Source organism: Thermococcus sp. SY098, assembly GCF_035621495.1.
Classification (GTDB): Archaea; Methanobacteriota_B; Thermococci; order Thermococcales; family Thermococcaceae; genus Thermococcus_B.
The window spans coordinates 1,284,080-1,301,239 of sequence record NZ_CP141821.1; the positions used below are offsets into that span (position 1 = coordinate 1,284,080).

At 42.1% G+C, this 17,160-nt stretch carries 17 protein-coding genes; 8 read left to right on the forward strand and 9 right to left on the reverse strand.

What is annotated here, in order from left to right; translation table 11 throughout:
• Positions 1 to 109 precede the first annotated feature (109 nt).
• Positions 110 to 760, forward strand: a complete 651-nt coding sequence (locus VFC49_RS07190; protein ID WP_324734974.1) for a serine/threonine protein kinase — start codon at positions 110 to 112, stop codon at positions 758 to 760.
• Here the strand turns inward: VFC49_RS07190 and VFC49_RS07195 are convergent.
• Positions 740 to 1,054: a hypothetical protein gene (locus VFC49_RS07195; protein WP_324734975.1), complete on the reverse strand. Its 315-nt coding sequence runs from the start codon at positions 1,052 to 1,054 to the stop codon at positions 740 to 742. The genes VFC49_RS07190 and VFC49_RS07195 overlap by 21 nt on opposite strands.
• Positions 1,055 to 1,126: 72 nt before the next feature.
• Here VFC49_RS07195 and VFC49_RS07200 point away from each other — a divergent pair, with 72 nt between their 5' ends.
• Entirely contained in the window at positions 1,127 to 3,028 is a 1,902-nt protein-coding gene (locus VFC49_RS07200; protein WP_324734976.1) for a S9 family peptidase, read from the forward strand.
• 13 nt (positions 3,029 to 3,041) lie between these two features.
• On the opposite strand, the gene VFC49_RS07205 is transcribed toward VFC49_RS07200, so the two are convergent.
• The 6 genes from VFC49_RS07205 to VFC49_RS07230 are packed head-to-tail and all read right to left on the reverse strand — an operon-like array spanning position 3,042 to position 10,143.
• Positions 3,042 to 6,458, reverse strand: a complete 3,417-nt coding sequence (locus VFC49_RS07205; protein ID WP_324734977.1) for an Eco57I restriction-modification methylase domain-containing protein — start codon at positions 6,456 to 6,458, stop codon at positions 3,042 to 3,044.
• A 35-nt stretch (positions 6,459 to 6,493) separates the two neighbouring features.
• Positions 6,494 to 7,366 carry a class I SAM-dependent methyltransferase gene (locus tag VFC49_RS07210; protein WP_324734978.1) on the reverse strand — a complete coding sequence of 291 codons (873 nt, stop codon included), beginning with the start codon at positions 7,364 to 7,366 and terminating at the stop codon, positions 6,494 to 6,496.
• A gap of 1 nt (position 7,367) precedes the next feature.
• On the reverse strand, positions 7,368 to 7,847 hold the full coding sequence (locus VFC49_RS07215) for a PIN domain-containing protein (protein WP_324734979.1): 480 nt from the start codon (positions 7,845 to 7,847) through the stop codon (positions 7,368 to 7,370).
• Entirely contained in the window at positions 7,838 to 8,038 is a 201-nt protein-coding gene (locus tag VFC49_RS07220; RefSeq protein WP_013468053.1) for an antitoxin family protein, read from the reverse strand. The genes VFC49_RS07215 and VFC49_RS07220 overlap by 10 nt, the downstream gene beginning before the upstream one ends.
• 48 nt (positions 8,039 to 8,086) lie before the next feature.
• The gene (locus tag VFC49_RS07225) at positions 8,087 to 9,022 is read right to left on the reverse strand and encodes a dipeptidase (RefSeq protein WP_324734980.1); all 936 of its coding nucleotides are present in this window, start codon (positions 9,020 to 9,022) and stop codon (positions 8,087 to 8,089) included.
• 41 nt (positions 9,023 to 9,063) lie between these two features.
• Complete coding sequence (locus VFC49_RS07230; protein ID WP_324734981.1) at positions 9,064 to 10,143, reverse strand: hypothetical protein; 1,080 nt, start codon at positions 10,141 to 10,143, stop codon at positions 9,064 to 9,066.
• An 83-nt stretch (positions 10,144 to 10,226) separates the two neighbouring features.
• Between VFC49_RS07230 and VFC49_RS07235 the strand changes: the two genes are divergently transcribed.
• From VFC49_RS07235 to VFC49_RS07255, 5 genes are all read left to right on the forward strand, one after another.
• Complete coding sequence (locus VFC49_RS07235) at positions 10,227 to 10,769, forward strand: DUF531 domain-containing protein (RefSeq protein ID WP_324736681.1); 543 nt, start codon at positions 10,227 to 10,229, stop codon at positions 10,767 to 10,769.
• A complete protein-coding gene (locus VFC49_RS07240) occupies positions 10,754 to 11,227 on the forward strand; it encodes a signal peptidase I (RefSeq protein ID WP_324734982.1) in 474 nt (157 codons plus the stop codon). Before VFC49_RS07235 ends, VFC49_RS07240 begins: the two co-directional genes overlap by 16 nt.
• A 297-nt stretch (positions 11,228 to 11,524) precedes the next feature.
• Positions 11,525 to 12,274: a biotin/lipoate A/B protein ligase family protein gene (locus VFC49_RS07245; RefSeq protein WP_324736682.1), complete on the forward strand. Its 750-nt coding sequence runs from the start codon at positions 11,525 to 11,527 to the stop codon at positions 12,272 to 12,274.
• A gap of 13 nt (positions 12,275 to 12,287) precedes the next feature.
• The gene (locus VFC49_RS07250; protein WP_324734983.1) at positions 12,288 to 13,115 is read left to right on the forward strand and encodes a radical SAM protein; all 828 of its coding nucleotides are present in this window, start codon (positions 12,288 to 12,290) and stop codon (positions 13,113 to 13,115) included.
• Between the two features lie 11 nt (positions 13,116 to 13,126).
• The gene (locus VFC49_RS07255; RefSeq protein WP_324734984.1) at positions 13,127 to 13,759 is read left to right on the forward strand and encodes a hypothetical protein; all 633 of its coding nucleotides are present in this window, start codon (positions 13,127 to 13,129) and stop codon (positions 13,757 to 13,759) included.
• On the opposite strand, the gene VFC49_RS07260 is transcribed toward VFC49_RS07255, so the two are convergent.
• Positions 13,756 to 14,049 carry a DUF2103 domain-containing protein gene (locus VFC49_RS07260; RefSeq protein ID WP_324734985.1) on the reverse strand — a complete coding sequence of 98 codons (294 nt, stop codon included), beginning with the start codon at positions 14,047 to 14,049 and terminating at the stop codon, positions 13,756 to 13,758. The genes VFC49_RS07255 and VFC49_RS07260 overlap by 4 nt on opposite strands.
• 96 nt (positions 14,050 to 14,145) lie before the next feature.
• Here VFC49_RS07260 and VFC49_RS07265 point away from each other — a divergent pair, with 96 nt between their 5' ends.
• A complete protein-coding gene (locus VFC49_RS07265) occupies positions 14,146 to 15,423 on the forward strand; it encodes a PEGA domain-containing protein (RefSeq protein WP_324734986.1) in 1,278 nt (425 codons plus the stop codon).
• Between the two features lie 27 nt (positions 15,424 to 15,450).
• Here the strand turns inward: VFC49_RS07265 and arcS are convergent, their stop codons facing one another.
• The gene (gene arcS / locus VFC49_RS07270) at positions 15,451 to 17,160 is read right to left on the reverse strand and encodes an archaeosine synthase subunit alpha (protein ID WP_324734987.1); all 1,710 of its coding nucleotides are present in this window, start codon (positions 17,158 to 17,160) and stop codon (positions 15,451 to 15,453) included.

Below are 17,160 nucleotides of genomic sequence, written 5' to 3' on the forward strand. Positions count from 1 at the left end.
TGAATACAGATTTATGAATCAGGCTAAAACCTTGCCAAACAGAGACTAACAAGTGGCAATCCAAAAAATATATCAAAAGCATGCTGGCATTTAAAACTTGGGAAGGCTCATGATTGAACATTTGATCAGCAGAAATGAGCTGAGACAGTTCAAAGAGTTCATGAAAAGAAAAGGTGTAGAGAATTTGACATTTTATTCAAAAGGGACAACAAGCCTGATTTTTATTGGAAGATATCGGGAAAAGAGGGTTATTGTAAAACTTGAGAGAAAAGACACCCCCCGCAAAAATTTCAAAAGAGAGGCAGAGATTTTAAAACTGCTTGAGGGACATGACATAACTCCAGAACTTATAGACTACGGGAGTTTTGAGGGGAAAGAGTACTTGGTGAGAGAGTTTGCTGAGGGGAAACCTCTGCTGTATGCAGATGTCAAAAAGCATCACTTAATCGAAATTGCAAAAAAGACTCATAAACTCGATGTTCTTGGTATAGATCACGGACAGATTCAGGGCGGAAAGCACATTATAATAGGAAAATCCATATGGATAATTGACTTTGAAAAAGCAAGCACGAGAAGAAAGCCAAAGAACTTAACGTCCGCTATGGCAATGTTGTTTTTGAGTGAAAACGCTATATCGAAGAGAATCCGAGAGAAATTTGAGATAAACACAGAATTCCTCTCAGAATTAAGAAAAGCATTAAAGGAGTACAAAGAAAACAGGGACATTGAAAGAATCCTATCACTTCTTAGAAGCCTTTAACCTATCCATCCAGTATATCACAAGGGGAATCACGATTGCCATCACAATCAATCCCAGCCTTGGATCCGCAAAATACTCAAAAGCCAGTATCACAAGAACCGTTAACCCCATCATTAAGAACAAATCCCTGTCAAACAGCCTCGACTTGGCCAAAATGTTCTGTTCTCTTGCAGTATATGCAAGATAAAATGGTATTCCAAGGGCAGCAATGAGAATTCCGGCATAACTTCTTAGAATGACCGAAGCTATAAGACCTATGAGGAGAATTAAGCCGATCCTATACTCCACCTTCATGTTTTTTCACCTGTAAAAGATGGTTAAATTTTAAATACTTTTAAAGATTCTCTAAAAATTGGTGGTAACGTTATGAGCAAAATCGAATGGAATGAAAAAACCTTCGCTAAATTTTCCTATTTGAGCGATGTGAGAATTTCTAATGATGGAAAACAGATAGCCTATGTTCTGACAAAAGCAAACCTCAAAGACAACAAATATGAAAACACAATCGTCATTGAAGAGCTTGAAAATGAAGTTAGAAAGTTTATAGAAAATGCCTCAATGCCCCGCTTCTCCCCAAGCGGAACAAAGATGAGCTTTGTAAGACCTAATGAGGAGAAAAAGACAAGCGAGCTATGGCTTATTGATTTAAGGTCAATGAGCGCCAAAAAGCTTATGGAGACTAAGAACATCCTCAATATGAGCTGGAGCAGTGATGATAGGCGTTTACTAATTACCGGCTTCAAGAGAAGAGAGGATGAAGACTTTATATTTGAGGACGATGTTCCGGTGTGGTTTGACAGCAAAGGTTTCTTTGATGGCGAAAAAACAACCTTCTGGATTTATGACACTGAAGGAGAGGAGATTTTAGACGAGTTTACAGCCGATAAGTTTTCATCTGGAATTTGGCATGGTGAGGAGATAATCTACAACGTTCCCCACAGGGAAGACAACAAACCTCAGTTCTTCAAGTTCTACGACATCTACCGCTATAAAGATGGAGAGAGCGAGAGAATATTTGAAAAAGTATCATTTACAGCGATTGACTCCAATGGAAAAGAAGTTCTGCTCATAGGGAAGCCAAAAAAGGAGAAAATAAGCGAGCATGACTACCTATACCTTTGGGATGGCAGAGAAGTTAAGTCACTGACAGAACGCTTTGTTTACAACAACTGGGATGGAAAGCTCGATGCTGAAGGAAACCTATACTTCATAATGGCAAAAGAGGGGAGATTTTCACTGTATAAGCTCAGTGAAGATGAGCTGATTCCAATAGTTGATGAGAACGCTTGGGTCATGGGATTTGATGTGAGCGACGATGGAAAAGTTGTCCTCCTAAAGCAGACAGACACAAAGCTCAGCGAAGTGTTCCTCTGGGATGGAGAGCTCAAGCAGATAACTGATTACAACGGCCCAATTTTAGCGAAGCTCAAAACGAGGCCAATAAAGCACTTCCGCTTCAAGAGCCTTGATTTGGAGCTTGACGGCTGGTACATCAAGCCAGACATCAAAGAGGGCGAAAAAGCTCCCGTTATAGTCTTCGTCCATGGCGGTCCAAAGGGGATGTACGGCTATTACTTCAAATATGAAATGCAGCTAATGGCTGACAAAGGATACTACATAGTTTTCGTCAACCCAAGAGGAAGCAACGGGTATAATGAAGACTTTGCCTTGAGAGTTCTTGAGAGAACGGGCTTAGAAGACTTTCAAGACATAATGAACGGAATTGAAGAATTCTTCAAACTTGAGCCTCAAGCCGATCGCGAAAGAGTGGGAATCACGGGAATAAGCTACGGCGGCTTTATGACGAACTGGGCATTGACACAGAGTGATTTATTCAAAGCTGGAATTAGTGAGAATGGCATAAGCTACTGGTTGACAAGCTATGCCTTCTCAGACATAGGCTTATGGTTCGACAAGGAAGTTATCGGCGACAATCCACTTGAGAACGAGAACTACAAAAAGCTCAGTCCATTGTTCTATGCAGAGAACGTTAAAGCACCGATACTAATCATCCACAGCCTTGAAGATTACCGCTGTCCGCTTGACCAGAGCGTTATGTTCTACCACGTGCTCAAAGACTTAGGAAAAGAAGCCTACATCGCAATCTTCAGGAAAGGAGCACACGGACACAGCATAAGGGGTTCACCAAGACACAGGGCAAAGAGGTACAAGCTTTTCATGGAGTTCTTCGAGAGAAAGCTGAAGAGATATGAGGAGGGCTTTGATGTCGAGAAGATTTTAAAGGAGGAGAAGAAAGAGCAGTACTAATCTAAATTGTTAATTAAGAAACAGCCCTCCAGATTTCCATTTCTATGATTTTCCTTTCTTCTTCACTCAGTCCATACAGCTCATAGATTATTTCATTTAATTTGTCCTCAAGGTCTGCTATTCTTCTTAGTCTCTTGTTCCTTTCATCTTCTTTGAGGATGGCCATTCTATCCACTGCCTCTTTTATGTTCTCAGGAACAGGGATTTTTGTTAATTCTTCTCTTCTAAGTTCGCTTTTTCCTTCCTTTTTGAGCCACAGGAGATAAAGGAACACGTATTCTCTTAGAATGTCGTCTTTTATCCTAATACTGCCTCCGTTGAATTTTATTTCATCATCTTTTATTCCAAGTAAATCCAACCTAACTTTATCCTTGATATGAAATTGAACCCCCGGCTTTCTGAGGAGGGGAATCCCCTGCGTGATGGCTTCAAAATCTGGATTGAGGCTTTCCACAAGTTTCATCAATTTGAGAACTATCTTTGCTATTGCCCTGATAGTTCTTTTATCCGCTTTCCTGAGCGGAAGCCTGCTCAGATATTCGTTTGTGTAGCGGTAGTACTTGCCGGAGGCATAGGGGCTTATCTGTTTCAGGTAGAACTCAAGAACCCGGGAGTTCAGGAGGGCGAGGAGGTAAGGATAGGGGAACTCCTTGAGGGCTTTTTTCTTGAGCTTTATGCCGTAGCTGTCGTGGTCGAGGAAGACCCCATCGGTGTCGAGGGCGAATCTGCTCTCCTTTGAGAGGTTCGGGGTTATGAGCTTTGGGGGTTCAAACATTTTGGAACTTCTCGGGTTCCATAGTTCGTACCAGTATTTTCTCTGCCCCTTTTTGATGGCGTTCATCATATATTCTCTCTTCTTTAGCTTTGCCTCATGCTCCTTGAGGTATCTGTAAACGTTCGTGTCCCTGAACCTTTTCTCGCCGATGAGTTCATCTTCCCCTATTGGACTTCCGTCATCGTGGTGGGGGTAGATTACATATCTGCTCACTTTGAAGCCCCATCTTTTGATCTCCGCACCTTTGGGAACTGGCTTCAGCAGTTCTTCCTCAAGATTCAGTTCTTTAGCCTTTTCTTTTGTAATCAGATAAACATCGTTGGCTCCACTAATGAAGCCTTCATACATTGTTTCAATGATATCCCCAAGTTTTACACTATCCTTCTCGATTTTCCTCATGATGTCCCTAACCCTGTCCGGCACAAGGCTCCACGGCTCTCTTGAAAGGGTGTCCTGCCTCTGCAGGAAAACCCTGAAGAACCCTTCCGGGTCTTCATAAAGGCTATCACCGAGGTGAGCTTTTACCTCTTCAAGGAACCTTCTCCTGCTTCCGAATTTCGCCTCTATTTCCTTCCTCCCCTTAAAGACCTCCCCAGCCATAATCTCCCAGTTCTCAGAGGGGGGCGATTTCTCCACGATTATAATTGCCGGATAGTTAGTTGCATCCTCAAACACTTTCGAGTCCCCGAAGTCCAGTATGTGAACTATCCTAAAGTTCAGCAGATATTCCCTTATCCCCGCTCCGTATTGGCGCGTCATGAACGTGTTGGGTACTATGTAGCCCAGCTTTCCATTATCTTTAAGCCACCTCAAGCCCCTCTCAATGAATGGGATGTATATATCGAACTTGCCTGAGACTGTTTTATATGCTCTTCTCAGGAACTCTCTCGTATCTTCGTCAAGGTTTTGAACCCTGACATAGGGTGGGTTTCCAACCACAAAATCGAACTTCATCTTCTTTATGTTATCCACCCGTTTCTTCTCGTCAAGAAATGAGTATTTGCCAATGAACGCTGTTAGGTCTCCCTCTTTGGGTGTCCTCAGAGAATCTGTCATGTATATGTTAAAACGCCTGAGCCTATAGCTTTCATATTTTTCGCGGGCTTTCTGATAGAGGTCTATAACCTGGAAGAGCATGTTCATCTCCGCTATGTGGCAGGCAAAGGGGTTTATATCCAGCCCGTAGACGTTCTCCCTGACAGCTTCGAGGATTTCTTTGGCTTCTTCCGGTGACAACCTGTTAATAAGGAACTTCCACTCAACTTTTTCTAACTCCTCCTCGGTGGCCTTTCCAAGCTTCACGAGAAACCTCGCGATTAACCTCCTTGTCGCCCTGACGAGGAAACCTCCGGAACCACACGCAGGATCGAGGATTTTCTTGTCTTCTATATCCTCCCCCACCTTATACCCCACACCGTCGAGAATGTAGTCTATGATTTCCACTGGAGTGTAGAACTCGCCGAGTCTCTTCCTTTCTTTTGGATCCAAATACTTCTCGTAGAGGTTTCCGAGGATGTCCCTGTCAACCTTTGAAAAGTCGAACCTATTGAGTATCCAAAGGACTCTGTTTAACCTTCTGTTGAGGTCACCGTCTCCGCTTGAGAGCCAGTCGAGTATGCCCGTTTCGTAGAAATGGGAGTAAAGGTACTTCGCGTTTTCAAATGCCCAGCTCATTATTTGATTGTAGGCAGAGTTTGGATCGGCAACATGTTTCCTGAGTTCTTCTATGCCACCGTTGGATATGTTCTTGGGAAGCAAACCTTTATCCTCGCATATCCTGATGAAGAGAAGCTTATTCAAAAGAACGTATATGCTTTCCCTTATGAAAACATCCTTCAGCTCTTCGTTTTCTTCTTCCTTCCCAAGATGCTTTTTCCATAGTTCATACCCAGAGAACAGTTTATAGCGTTCGTATTCAGCTTCTAACTTCATCAGGTCGTTGATGGCTTCGGGATTGTGTTTTAGGGCTTTCTCCAGTTCCTCTCTCTTCTTCTTATATTCCCTGAACTTTTCCCGGTATTCTTCAAAGGCATTTGCCGCGTATGGATACAGTATTTCATTAACGATGAACTTGAGCTTCTCTATCAGCTCATTAAAGCCCTCCTCCGTACTGATGTCTATCTTTGCATAATCCTTGGAGAAGGCAATGTACTTCTCGGGACTGAATATAACGTCCTTTTTTAGCTCGGCTAGTTTGTACAGATCAATTTTCTCTTTTGAAGTTAGCAGGGTTTCTTCAAACGTCTTGTGCTTCTCCCTTTCGAAGACGTTACCAAAGTCAAAATCAAGCACAAGCCTTTTTCCCACCGAGACATCCCATAAGAGCAGTCTCTCTATGTTCGTCAGAATAATGTACCGCGTCCCGGGTTCTCTGTATTTAAGGGCCTGCTCCATATCATTTTGTCTCAAGCGGTGTCCAATTCTTTTAGTCTCAATCTTGATGACAGGGAATCTGTTTTCATCAAACACCGTAAGATCCGCTTTCTTCTTTTCCCATTCGATATCCTTCTCAGAATAGCCGAGTAAATCTTCAAGAAAATATCTCTTAAGAAGATCTCTCGTATGAAACTCGGATTTCCCAATGCTCTTTGTATAAATCTTTTTGAAAACATTAAACACCATGTCCGGAAACTCGTTCTTTACTTTGGGTGACATTATTCTCCCACCACTTTATCATTCAAGCCAGCTGATTAAATTCCTTTTGGTTCTCCGAGATATTCCTTTTCTGACTTTCTCCCCACAACGCCCAAAGCTTCCTTTATCCTTTTCACATTTTTGAATCCAACTTTTCTCAACCTTTCCATAACCCCTCTTTGCAGGTCTTTTCTCCTAAATTTCTTTCCAGGGTTGCCTACATAGTGGAAGATCCTCCCTCCAGGCTTAAGGACTCTGAAGAGTTCAGCATAAAACTCCTCGCTGTAAAGCTCACCAGCCAGTGAAAACCTTGGAGGATCGTGGATAATTACATCAAAGGTTTCATCCCTAAACTTCCTGATAACATCAAAAACGTCCCCTTGAATTACTTGAATGTTTTGGGAGTGAAAAACCTCATAGCTCCAGGGATTCAGCTTAGCAAGCTCAATAACGTTTGGGTCTTTTTCTACAGTTATTACATAAGCTCCCCTCTTTGCGCTCTCTATTGCTGTGTAGCCCAATCCCATGCAGGTGTCAAGGACAAATTCGCCTTCCTTCGGCTCAACGGCTTTAATCTTAGCTCTCGTGTCCCAGAGAGGATTCGTATCCTTAGTTCGGTGCATCCTTATTCCGTTAATCTCTATCGTTGGCGGGATCGTTGGAACAAGCTTGTAGAAGTGCTCGCCAGCAATAGCAGCTTTAAAAACATGGCCATTCTTCACGAAATAAACTGTGCCATCATCTTTTGCTATCTTCTCGATGATTTTCTTCTCAACTTCACTCCCATCAGGAAAAATTATCTTATCCTCCTCGACTTTTATTACAAAAGTTCTGTTTGTTTTCCTTAAATCGAGGTTTAACCTAATCTCGCCCTTTGAGAGCAGAATCCTACGTGCCTCTCTGAAAGTTAGAAAATACGCAGACTTCAAGTTAATCACCGAATAAGCCTTTAATGTCATCTATCGTCAATTCTCTGATTAAATATGACTTAACGCCCACACCCATTGCTTTAATGTGCATACCTTTGTCATCGGTGAATAAAGGCAAATTTAGCAGATTAGCAAGAGCAATAAAATATGAGTCAAATCCACTGGCACCAGTAGATAATGAAATTTCAAGGGCTTTTTCAATTAGCTCCACATCATAATGTAAGTTGTAGTTTTCAGAAATTGTTATCGCTGCTAATAATGCTTTATCAGCATCTCCAGTTACTCTTTTTATAACCCCTGCAACTTCAACTTTAGCGACTGCTGGAATGTGAACTTCAATATTCCTTTCCTCAATAAGTCTCATCAAATATTTACATTTTTCATGTGTTTGTTTTTCTCTGTTGTACACTTTCTCCGGGAGGTTTCGTGGTGGTGAAAGAAGTGCCTTTAAAATAACAGAGGAATCAAGAATCACTCCCATATTTTTCTCTCCCTGCCTTCCTTTAGAGCTCTTTCAACATCTTCTTTGACTTCAACATTCTCAAATGCTTTTAAAAGCTCCTTAATTGAAGGCTTTATAATTAGCTCTACTTCCATTCCTTCTGGAAGATTAAGTTTTTTCTTCGGCTTTAACACTCCATTCTCATAAACGGCTACAATTTTTGTGACCACTAAGCTCACCATATTAAACTTAAAGAGGGGAAGTTTAAAAATCCACCCCTAACCAACGACCCTTTCAAAAACCCTCTCGAAGTTCTTGAAAGCTATTGCTTCAACTTCCTTTTTGCTGAACCTCTCATTTAGCTTTTCTAAAAGTGCTGGGATTTTACTCTCATCCTCAAATCCTTCAACGCTCTCTCCTTTCCAGCCTTTCAGATAATATACAAAGTCAAAACCTAAACCCACGTGCTGATAGCCAGCTAAATCAGCCATGTAAGCAATGTGATCAAGGTATTTATCAAGCGTCGGCTTTTCTTTGTCAACAAAGCTTGGAATCGCCACAGCTCCTATGACTCCGTCCCTTTCAGCTATCGCTTTAATCTGCTCATCTGTTAAATTCCTCTTATTGTCACAGAGAGCTTTTGCATTTGAATGCGAAGCTATAACCGGAAAGGCTGTGGTTTCAAGGACATCCCAGAAGCCTCTCTCGTTTATGTGGCTTAAGTCAACTAATATTCCAAGCTCCTCAGCTTTTCCAAGAACTTCAACTCCAAAATTGGTCAAGCCGCCATTGGTTCTCTCAAAGACACCATCTCCTATCGCATTCCTTAAGCTCCATGTTAATGTTAGAACCCTCAATCCAAGCTCATAAAACACTTCAAGCAGGTCCAGGCTGTCCTCTATTGGCTCCCCACCCTCCAAGCCAAGCCATAGAGCAACCCTACCGTTTTTTATGGCATTTCTCATCTCCTCAACACTTGTTACAATGGCAAACTTCTCGCTTTCAAGAACATCTTTGTAGAGCTGATTCGTAACCTCAAGCCCATACCTCAAAGCTTGAGCCCTTTTGTCCTGTCTCGTCCAAACTGCCATGACACGAGCCCTTATGTAACCTCCAAAGAACCTTTCAAATTCACTGTCGAGAACTCTATTCTTTCCTTCTTTCCGCATATCATAGACGTAAGTGGGCAAATCAGAATGGGCATCAAAGATCATATCATCACCAAAAATAAGAGCAAGCTTAAGGTATTTAATCCTTACAGTGTTGCTTCAATTTCAACGATCTCCTCAAGAGCCTTCTTTTTGATTTCATTATCTGGAATTATCTCAATTATTTTATATGCGTCTTTCAGTTCTTTCTCTCTGGCGAGTTCAAGGGCAATTGCTTTCAATGCCTCACTTTTCTTTTCAACATCCTCAATCTTATTTGCAAATACAAGAGCCTCTTTGATGCTTCCCAGCTCTGTGAGTAGAGTTGCAATATACGCCACACCTTCCTGCGAATAACTGAAGGCATCTATCTGTTCCAAAATCTCCCTAACGATCTTTTTATACTCAAAAACATCAAGCTTTTTCATCCAGAGCGCTATCTCCAAACGTCCGATTGCTATTTTTTCTCCTTTTAATAAATTTTTCACCTCAGCGACAGCATGCCCATACCTACCTTCTAAGAGTGCACTTCGGATCTCAGGGTTGCCACAAACCTTAAGGGTTTTTGCAAGCAGTATCTTTTTCTCAAGAATTGCGGCTTTAAAATTCACATGGAGTTTGTCAAAGAGATCATACGCCCTCTCATAAAAGGGCAAAGCATCAGTTGAATTAAGGGAGTCACCAGTTTCCTCAAGGATTTCACCAAGTTTTATTAGATAATCCGTTTTTTGAGTGTAATCAATCTTAGACCTGATTACTGTGTCAAAAGCGACCTCAAAGGTCTCCAACGCACTGTCTATAAGCCCAGATATACCCATATGGTAGGATATCTTCCCAAGAGCAATAGCCCGTTCTCCGCTGTTTTCTATGTGCAATGCCTCATCGAGAGCCTTTTCAAAAAGCTTGACTCCTTTTTTTCTGTTCCCAATTATCAAATAAGCAGAAGCAACGTTGCTCAGGGCTATCGATTTTTTGAACGGATCTTTAATCTTTTTTGCAATATACTCAGCATCTTCCATGATATCTAAAGCAAGATTAACGTCTGAGAACTTTTCATATATATCAAGAGCAATCAAACTAACCGCATGAACTTTATCCAAATTATCTTCCAACTCATCAACCTTAAGCAGGGCATCTTCATATAACCCGCCTTTTACAAGAAGTAAAATATCCTCTATTGTTGTCATACATTTCAAATTCTCCCCAAATCCTTATAAAGCCTTTGTTTAATAGCCTTATTTGGTGCCTAATGGCGTAAACGGTGATAAGAATGCTTACTTTGGCATTATATAATTCATATGACCCAAAAAAAGTTCATGAAGCCCACTTAAGGGCAATCGCAAGGGCTGCTCCTATTTGTTATGCATTCGATTTCCACTTGGCTCTAATTGGATTCCCATTTAATGAGAAACCTCTCGATTTGGCAGAGAAAATATCTGAAAACACAACAATTGGAGAAGGCGGGAAATACCTCCTCGAACTTGCCAAGAAAAACAAGTTCCATCTGTTGGAATTTCCAAAGAGGGGATTTCCACCCCAGTTTGGAACCATAATAGCAACAACCAGAAAGCCTGATGAACATAAGGAAATAAGTGCCATAGAAGTCGCTAAAAGGGCTTTGAAGGGAGAAAGCTTTATGTTGATTGTTGGCTTGGGAAGACATGGCCTTCCAGAGGAAATCTTTAAGTTAGCTGAGTACCACTTGGACATAACGGATGGCAAAAGGATAAGCTTAGAAACATGTACCGCTATAGGATCAATACCAACTAAGATTAGAACTTTAATGGAGGCACTAAAATGGAAGAAAAGATAAAAAGCTGGAAAAATGACCTTGTGTTCATTGTAATCTCCCTAATTGTCGTATTTGCAATACACAACGGGTTAAAAATAGCCCTGCACACCGATTCCCCCCTCGTCATTGTTGTAAGCGGTTCAATGGAGCCTGTGTTTTATAGAGGTGATGTCGTGCTCCTCAAAGGTGTCAAGCCAGAGGACATAAAAATAGGCGATGTGGTTGTCTACAAAAGACCATACACCAAATATCCGATAATTCACAGAGTTAGGGAAATTGAGAAAATTGTTTTAAACGGAAAGGAAGAGCTCTGCTTTGTAACATGGGGAGACAACAATCCTGCACCTGATCCATATCCCTATGATGGGGAAATCCTACCGTGTGTTCCCCAGGAAGCTGTTGAGGCAAAAGCATTGCTTGTCTTTCCGAAAATTGGCTTAATTCCACTGGAAATAAGGGAAAGACTCGGCTTAACCTGAGGGATGATGTAAGGGTAGGTAGCTGAGCTGTGATGATCTAATCGGCCCCTGACCCCACGAAAGACAAGAAGGCGTGTGAAGCCTCCCGAAGTGAGATGAGAATTCCCTTTCAAAGGGCAGTTCAGAAGTGTACGCCATAGTTTTAAGTTCAAGTTGGAAGAGAAAAACTTTGATCAAGCTTTGCTTGTGCAAAGCTTGCTCAGTGGTGACCGCTTTCATCACCCTTCAGGAGGGCTTAGGCATCATCATTGCACACCTTTTTAAGCTCTAACTCCTTTTTAATCTTTGGTGGATATCATGAGGTTTATCCCGCTGATCATTGCCCGTCCTGAAGTTCAGATGGCAATTGACGAAGCAATCTTAAAAGCGAGAATTGAGGGCAAAGTCGAAGACACAGTTAGATTGTATGTCTTCAAGCCAAGCTCGATAACCATTGGAAGGTTTCAAAGTATTGAACATGACGTCAACTTGAGGAAATGCCAAGAGCTCAACATCCCAGTTGTGAGAAGGATAACAGGTGGAGGAAGTGTTTTCCATGACGCCTACGGGGAGATAACTTACAGCGTTGTTCTCGGAGAAGAGTTCCATCCGGATTTAAAGGATATACACAAAAGCTACCGCCTGATTGCTTTCCCCTTAGTTGAAGCTTTGAAAGAACTTGATATCAGGGCTGAATTCTCTGGACTAAATGACATCATAGCAAATGGAAAGAAGATCAGCGGTTCCGCTCAAACGAGAAGAAAGGGGATAATTCTACAGCATGGAACCTTCATGTATGCAACAAGGCTTGATATATTGGCATCTGTGCTGAAGGTCTCAAAGAAAAAGCTCGCCGATAAAGGGGTGAAGAGCATCTGGGAGAGGGTTACAACACTTGAGAGAGAAGGGATAAAGCTCAGCAGAAACGATGCATATGAACTGTTGAGAGAGAAGTTTTTCGAAGAGTTTTCACTTGAAGAAGGCGAGCTTACAGATTACGAGCTTGAACTGGCTGAAAAGCTCATTGAAAAGCGTTATGGAAGAGACGAGTGGAACTTTATGAAATAAAGAGGTATGCTGTATGAAAAAGCTTAAAATTTATATTCCCGGCATTAAATTTCCCTCAATTTCACTCACCGGAAACTATTGCTCATTGAACTGTGCTCACTGCGGAAAACATTACTTGGAGGGAATGCTGAAGGTTACCCGCTCATCTTTAGTTGAATACTGCAAAAGCCTTGAAAGGGAAGGCTATGTGGGCTGTCTTCTCAGCGGAGGACTTGACAATCGGTTAAAAGTTCCGCTTGACAAGTTTGCTGAAGAAATAAAAGCCATTAGGAGAGAAACTAAGCTGAAGCTCAATGCTCACGTTGGTTTCATTGATGAAAAAGATTTAGGGTGGATTAAATACGTTGATGCAGTGTCTCTAGATTTCGTCGGTGCTGATGAAGTAATAAAAAGGGTATACAAAATTGACAAAACTGTCAAAGATTATCTCAAAATTTTAGACATCTTAACAGAAAACGGCGTTAGAGTTGCACCGCATATAACCATCGGGCTCGACTTCGGAAAAATTTGGTGGGAGTATAAAGCAATAGACATGCTCGTTGAGTATCCAATAGATGTCCTCGTTTTGGACGTGCTGATTCCAACAAAGGGAAGCGAAATGGAAAATGTTGAAAAACCAAGCGTTAAGGAAAGCTTAGAAATCGTCAGATACGCAAGAGAAAGGTTTGACGGAGAGCTGAGCATTGGATGCATGCGCCCTCTTGGGAAATGGCGCTTAGAATTTGACAGAGGTGCAATTTTGGCTGGCGTGGATAGGATAACGAATCCCCCGAGAAAAGTTATTGAATGGGCAAAAACCGTAAGAAAAGTCGAGATAATCTACGAATGCTGTGTGATGTAGGAGGTGGAAGAATGCCATATCTAATCATCGAGCACCTTGAGGAGATAAGCGAGTGGCTCTGGCTTGAATACAAGCACGTAAGCGAGTGGTGGAAGGACAAGCTGATTTTCACAAATGTTAGAGAAGATGAAAGGGAAAAGCTCGCAAAATTGGGAAGTGTTCTAACGGAGAGCGTCACAAAGTTTCCCTTTGAGAGGTCAAAGATAATAGTCCTTGACCTGCAGGCTGAGGAAGAGCTCAAGCCCGAAGATATAGAGGAGGATACAATAATCGTTGTCGGAGGAATTTTAGGAGATGCAGTGCCGAGGGGAAGGACAAAGGAGTTCATAACTTCGAAGATGGAAGGTGTAAAAGTCAGGCACATCGGAAAGCCGCAGTACTCTATAGACGGTGCAGCGATAGTTGCAAAGCTGATTGCTGACGGCAAACGCTTGGAGGAAATAGAGTACGAAGAAAATCCGACGATAAAGCTCGACGATTTCAGTGAAATCACTCTGCATTACGCTGTTCCAAAGCTGAATGGAAAGCTTTTGCTCACACCGGGGTTGATAGAGCTGCAGAAGAAGGAACTTGGATATTTTGAGGAAGAAGAAATTAGCGATGAAGAGCTTGAGGAGTTCTTTAAAGGGAAGAGAGAGCTTTAAGATTTCTTCCACTTCTCACTAATCTTCTCTATCTCTCCCCTAACCCGCCCCCTGTCAGTTTTATCAACAACCAAGAAGATTTCCTGAACACTGCCGTCACTCTTCGCCAAAAGCTTTAATCCCGTCAGCGTTTCTCTGACAACCTTGATCTCAAAACCTCGAGAATCACTGGCATAAATCCTCCCCGGAATTACTTTCTTAACTCCCTCTACCTCCGCAATCTCTTCAAGAGCTGGCAGAATTCCTTTAAGGAGATGATGCTCAAGCTTTACCTTGGATTTTCTTTTCATTTTCCCCACCTTCGGGTAGTAAATATAATTCAAATTGATTTGAAACCAGCGACACTTTTATAAATTATAAAGCGAACTCATCTTATGGTGGTCTAAATGTTCCGAAAAGAGCATGTGTTTACAGCATTAATAATGTTTCTGCTCACAATATCTGCATTTTCCAGTGTAAGTGCCTTCGGTAATGAGAACATAGTGCTCCAGATAGACTCCAGACCAAGTAATGCAACCATTATCATTGAGGGCATTAACAAAACGTTTAAAACTCCAGCATTAATTGAGCTGCCTGCAAAAAACTGGATTATAAGAATTTCCAGCGGCAACTATACCGTTCTATACAATTTAGTTCCACCCGAGAATGAAAGGTTTGTTAAAATAGCTGTTTACTTTGGAAGGATAGATTTGGCAGTGAAAGGTCCTTTTAAGAATATAACCGTAGAATACGGCTTCAATTCAACTGTACCGACAAAGGAAGACGAGTATGTACCCCCAATTGCCGCTCCCTTCTGGGATGAGGAAGTGTGCGGCGGAATAATAATGTTCGGACCAAAGAATCCTCCAATGGTCATCTACAAATACGACGATAAAGATCCTTACTACCAGCTCTTCCTCAACAGTACGCCTTCAGTCGAGGAATATAGAGGAAGAAAAGGCTGCAAAATGATGGAAATGATATTCTACTTCGACAATGATAGCGCAATGGCAAGGGGCTTCCCCTACCGCAAGGCAAGCTTCATAGTCTCCCACTCCCTTCTCTCCATAGATAGTCAACCTGAAAATGCCACTGTCTACATCTTCGACTTTCACCGGTTTGGAGAATGGTTTACTCCTTTTGATGTTTTAGTTCCTGTGGTAATGGAACCACAGCGAAATGTTAGCATAGTCCACTATGACTTTGAACTCGGAAATCTCACTACCACAGTAATCCCCTATATCCCAGAACTCCATGCCTACAAGGTTTCCATGGGTCACAATGGCTATCCCTTCCTTGAGGGATGGCTGGAGCTAAAACCCAACCAGAGCTACAGCATAAGGGTAAACTTCAATATTCTCAGGTCCGCCTTAACCGTGAATGGGGAGGAAGTAAAGGTACAAGTTCCAAAAACAAAGAAAATCAACTATTATCTTCCAAACACTACCCTGCTGATTATCAATTCCACCATTGCATTGGACGTGTATATTGACGGAAGCTACGTTGGGAGAACACCATTTAAAGATGAAGTCCCCAGCGGAGAGCACGACATCCTTCTGAAATTTGGAAGCTATGTGGTATATCACAAGAAACTTGATATCGGCTATGGAGGACGGTTCAGGCTCACTGTAATTCCAGTTAAATTGCTAAAAATCCTCAATGTTCCCAAGATAAGAAGCGTGTAAATCCTTAGCTCAATCTTTTAATTTATTTTAAGCCCTCTTCTTAACTTTCACGGCAACTCCACGCTTAGCTTTAACCATCTCTTCCCCGCTTAGGAGGGCTTTTCCAACGGCAACAACCTGTTCATCTCTCACAACGGCAACCAAATCCTCCGGTCTTATTTTGCTATCGGCATCATTCACACCCACAGCAAATACGTCTCCCCTCAAATCGAAGTCAATCCTAACGTAATAGCTCTTTGTTGCCTCATAAATGCGCTGCATTCCGTAAGGAGTTACGCTTATCACACCATCTTGGAAAGTTCCGGTTTGCTTGCCATCAACAAAAATCCTCAGCATCCTTGAGCCCTTAATTCTGGCATCATCTGGGAGAACAGCATGCCCAGCTCCAATACCGAAGTAGAAGTCAAAGATTTTCCTGATGTTCTCATAGAAGCGATAAGTTCTGTCCTCTTTTCCAGCCTTTAAATCTAAGCCGAGTTCTTCAAGGGTTTTCTTCAAAGCAGCTATGCTTTCTCTTGACGTTGTGCCATTTTTAACGGGGACAAAGATTATTTCCTTTCCGCTCATTTCGCTTGCTCTTTTTGCAATTTCAACATAAGCCTCATCAAGGTGGGCAACTATTGGGATATCTGGATACTTCTCAAGGGTTTTCGCTAAAAGCTCTGCTGCCGAACTTATCTCCTCCTCACTCCAGTGCCCAGTTACAACTATGTCGTACTTAGCCAGCCACTCCCACTCCCTTGGAACAACACCAAAAGGAGATGTTAAGATGAGCTCGTGAGCCTTATAAATCCCAGAGCCCAAAGCTTCCTGCAGAGCTTTTCTGTAGAGGATGTGGCTCCTTGATCTCGAATAAGGCTTTTTAGCCGAGCATGGAAACAAAAGCAGAAGCTCGGCTTTTGGTGGAACAAACCTTTCTATTACTCTCTGGTGCCACCTTTTAACTTCGGATCTGTTTTGGGAAGCATCACTGATGAAATAGACAGTATCTTTCTGAATTGGCGTGTACTTTTCAAGATAGTCGCCATGCTCCTTATCAGCTATCCTCAAGATTCCCGCATGGCTCTGGGTGTAGAAGAAGTTCTCAACTAAATACCTCAGCTTGCCCTCTTCAAGGGCTTTTCTCACGAGGGAGACAACTTTTTCAGCAAACTCCAGAGAGTTCCCTCCCTCATCCCAGAGAAGAGGTGAATACATGGTGAAAGCTTTTTTGTGAAAATCATACAGCTTTAGAGAGCGAGTATCAAATGCATCAACGCCAAGATAAACGGCCAAAGGATAAAAGAAAGGCTCCAGATCGGTGATTATCATTAAATTGGGGTCTTTTTCCCTAATCATCCTCAAGGTCTGCACAAACCTGCGGTAGTCTTTAACCAAGACCTTTGAATTGCCAAGATAGAGGGCGTCAAAGCTGTTGTTAGATAGAATTTTATCCAAAAACCTCTCAAGTCTTCCAACATCTCTAATCGCTGGGAGATAAAAAGCGTTGAAGTTTGAGTAGTCAACTCCAATTAGTCGAGAAAACGCTTTTTCCACAATTTCGCTCGGCGTGTAGAAGCTTATCGGTATGGAAGGGGCCAAATTAAAATCATACTCAGAAAAATCCTTTGGATAGAAGTAGGAATTGAAGGGAGATAGGGTAAAGTCTACATTCACCAAAGCGGGTGTTCTAAAAGATTTATCCTTTAACCTAACTAACCCCAGTCTTCCAGGGCCTTCGTGTTTGAGTATCTCCAT